This is a genomic window from Flavobacterium zhoui (genome assembly GCF_042787235.1).
Taxonomy (GTDB): Bacteria; Bacteroidota; Bacteroidia; order Flavobacteriales; family Flavobacteriaceae; genus Flavobacterium; species Flavobacterium zhoui.
Genome location: NZ_JBHZPY010000031.1, coordinates 1 through 2308, shown reverse-complemented (window position 1 = coordinate 2308; position 2308 = coordinate 1). Strand labels below are relative to the sequence as shown.

General features: G+C 34.4%; 1 protein-coding gene and 1 rRNA gene. Both read right to left on the bottom strand.

Annotated elements, in window-relative coordinates; all coding sequences use genetic code 11:
- On the bottom strand, positions 1-1983 hold a 1983-nt coding region (locus ACFX5F_RS16170; protein ID WP_417398494.1), incomplete at its 3' end, for an immunoglobulin domain-containing protein.
- Positions 1984-2194: 211 nt separating this feature from the next.
- Positions 2195-2304 (bottom strand): 5S ribosomal RNA (rrf, locus tag ACFX5F_RS16165).
- Positions 2305-2308: the final 4 nt, after the last annotated feature.

Genomic DNA, 2308 nt, shown 5'->3' with positions numbered 1-2308 from the left:
AGCTGTCGCTCCAGCAGTCAAAGTTTGAATTGGAGTCGACGCACATACCGTTTGATCTCCAGTGCTTGTTGGAACAAGTGGTTTTGGATTAATAGTTAAGGTTACTGAAGTTCGAGAACTGCTTACACATGGTGTTGTGTTTTTCACCGATTCAGCATAATAGGTAATTGTTCCTAATGCACTTAAAGAAGGATCCGCCACTACATTACCTCCAGTTATTGCATCATACCAAACTACTGTTTCTCCTGCTTGAGCCGAAGCCATAGCAGTTAAAGTTTGAATTGGTGAGGAAGCACATACCGTTTGATTAACTGCTGTAGGTTTTAAAGGAGCAACATGAAACTCAATTTTTACATCAGCTGTAGATATTGCACAAACTCCATTTGAAATACTCCATGTAAAAACATAAATACCTTCTACATCTACAGACGCAGTAGATACCCCGCTATTTACATTACTAAAATTCACTAACCCTGGCCCCGATTTTAATGACCATTTACCAGAACCTATCGTAGGACTATTACCATTAAGCGAAGTACTAGTTAGTGAACAATTATATTGATCAGCACCCACAGTTGCTGTCGTCGGTTTTTCATCTAAATTGATTAAAATACTAGCTTCTTTATAGCAAGGAATCAAAGCATCTGCTGAAACAACAACTGGATTTGGATCCTTAATATTATAATCAATTGCACCACTTCCATAGTCAACAGAACTATTTAATTCTGGACTCAAGAACGAGTTTGTAACATTATAGTTAAGCAAATCATCATCCTGCATAGTCAAGGTAAAAAACTTAATGTCCCCAACTGTATAACCTATTAATGATTTCAATACTTCTACTTCAAAGCCTAGATTATAATCTCCAATTCCTGAATTACCATTATTAACCCCCATTACAGAACTAGGGAACCCTGTTGAGGCATTTCCTAATCTAATCTTAGTAGAATTCCCACTTTTTAATTCAATAATATCTGCGAAATAATTTGTTCCACCATTATCTGTTGAAATTGTAAGACAATAATCCGCTTGAAAATACGAGTCAAAAGTACTTGGATTATTATTAAAATAATTGAATCCTTTTACAGATGGAATAATATTTGCTTCATCTCCATAATTTGACAAATTAAAACCTCCGGACTTTGTATCCAGAAACAACAACATGCTTCTATTGTTATCTAATTTTCCTGCAATACCAAAAACTAACTTATCTTCGGTTGGACTAATTTTAATAGAATTAATATAACCGTCTGATGCATTCAAAGATAAAGGAGCTGACAAAACATTATCTTCCAAAGCACCTTTCCCATAGGCCGTTTCGGTGACCAATCCATCTAAATTAACACCATATCTAGTCCTAACGCTAACTATTTGCCCTTTTTTCAGTGCATTAGTTGTAAATATCCTATTTGCTGACATTCCTTGCTTAACAACGCCATCAACTGAAAATTCAAAAAAATCACCGCCACCAGATGCAGTAAATTCTATTGGCGTTCCTTCACATATGACTGTATCATTTGGAAAAGCTTTCAAAGTAACTGCTGGAGGATAGGAATAAACCGAAGCAACTACGGGCACTCTATTACTAAAATCAGCACCTGCACGTGTTCTAACATAATAAGTTGTAGTTTGACTGACGCTAGGACTATAAATAGCTCCTGTATGCAAAATAGTATTAGAAGTTTGACTTGAAAACCATTCAATAATATCGCCACTACCACCAGATGCGGCCATAAACACTTTTACTGTCAAGTCAGTGTCTTCTTTACAAGCACTTCCTGCAGTTGTCAATGGGGTTGGTATTATAGCTGTTGATTTTGCAAATTTTAATGTTTTGTTCCTTTTTTTAATAGTATCCATTAAACTAACCGCCAACTTCAAATTTATTTTAGAATTATTTGAAGTTTGTTCGAAATTATTGGCATTAACTTTATTTGCTAAAAACGAAAAAAACAATAAAAATAAAAGTAATTTATTTTTCATAGAATAAATTTTGGTGTTAATATAATTGACGAAATATATTTAATTAATTAAAATATTAAAAGTATCGTTTTATTTCGGTTAAGCAAATAAAATTTTAATATATAATTAACAATATTACAAACAAATTACAATCAACCACTTAAACAAAAAAAACAAACTTCTTGGTAAACCAAAAAAATCCTCATCAAATGAATGATGAGGATTCTTTAAAGAAAGGCGACGACATACTCTCCCACATAACTGCAGTACCATCTGCGCAGGCGGGCTTAACTACTCTGTTCGGGATGGGAAGAGGTGAGCCCCGCCGCAATAACCACCTTAAGAG